This window comes from Rhodoferax sp. RT5P35 (assembly GCF_056521385.1).
Genome location: NZ_JBWMAX010000180.1, coordinates 1 through 1,304, shown reverse-complemented (window position 1 = coordinate 1,304; position 1,304 = coordinate 1). Strand labels below are relative to the sequence as shown.

Genomic DNA, 1,304 nt, shown 5'->3' with positions numbered 1-1,304 from the left:
TATATTTAGAATAGCTGCTTGTGCTGATGGAATAAGCGCTGGAGGTCTATTTCGTTAGTAAGTGGAAGGCAGGCGGGGCGAAGTGCAAGATCTTCCACACCACCGCCGTGAAAGCCATTACCACCAGCAGCATGCAGCCATAGGCCCAGCGCAGCCCCACCCAGTCCGACAGACTGCCCACCACCACCCCGGCCAACTGCGACCCCAGGCTGAAGCCCAGCATCAGCAGGGCCGACAGCCGTGAAGCCTGGCCCGGTGCCGCGTCGATCATGGTGGCCAGCAGCACCGGAAACACCACCCCCACGCCCAGGCCAAACAGCAGATTGCCCACTGCGGGCAGCGCCCAACCGCCCACGCCCGGCAGCAGCACGTTCAGCGCCATGCCCGCCAGCGCCAGCAGGTTCAGCCGCCACAGCTTTTGCCGTATCGACCAATTGCTGTGGAAAAACGCCTGCCACAGCCGCGCCGCCACCATGCCCGCCACAAAAAACTGCAAACCCACCCGCGCGGCGTTGGGGCTGAGCTGCTGGGCGTTGATGCCGTAACTCACATACCAAAAGTTCTGGCCCCACTCCAGAAAGCCTGCCAGCACCCCGCCCGCCACCGTCCAGGCGATCACCGGGCGGCGCAGCAACTGCACGTAACTGAGTGCGCCGCCCGCCCCTCCAGCCCCATTTTCTGCGGCGTGGTGCGGCGAGCCCAGCTGCGCAAAATACCGGCGCGGCCAAAACAGCAGCAGCACCGACAGCAGCGGCAACAAATACAGCGCATAGGGCGCGCGCCAATTGGTGTTGACCGTCTGCACGCCAATCACCAACAGGGGCGACAGCAAATTGCCCAGGCTGAAGGCCACGTCCACCATGCTCAGCAGCCGGGCGCGCAGCTCAGGCTGCGGGCTCACATCGGCCAGGATGCCGTGCGCCAGGGTGAACAGCGCCGTCTCCACCAGCGCCACCACAAAAAACCCCAGCAGCAGCGTGCCGAAATTGGGTGACAGCACGACCAGCCCAATCGATAGCAGCGCGACGGCGGTGTAGCCCAAAAACAAGGGCCGGGGCGGGTAGCGCTGCGCCATGCGCCCGCCCTGCAAAGCCCCCAGCACCGAGCCGCTGGACCACACCATCATCAGGATGCCCAGCTGCTGGTAGTTGTCGAGTTCCTCGCGCAGCTCGGGCGTGACCGCCCCCAGAATGGCGGCAAAAATGCCCGCTCAGAACGCGGTGTAGATCACCACCCAGGCCAGGTAGGGGATGGTGCGGATAAAGTCTTTGAATTTCACAGTAAACGTTGGTTAGAAGATAGTC

Annotated in this window: 1 protein-coding gene; it reads right to left on the bottom strand. The window is 63.6% G+C overall.

Features of this window, described 5'->3' with window-relative positions; genetic code table 11:
- Window positions 1-46: 46 nt before the first annotated feature.
- Complete coding sequence (locus tag AC097L_RS24755) at window positions 47-1,189, bottom strand: MFS transporter (protein WP_479589370.1); 1,143 nt, start codon at window positions 1,187-1,189, stop codon at window positions 47-49.
- Window positions 1,190-1,304: the final 115 nt, after the last annotated feature.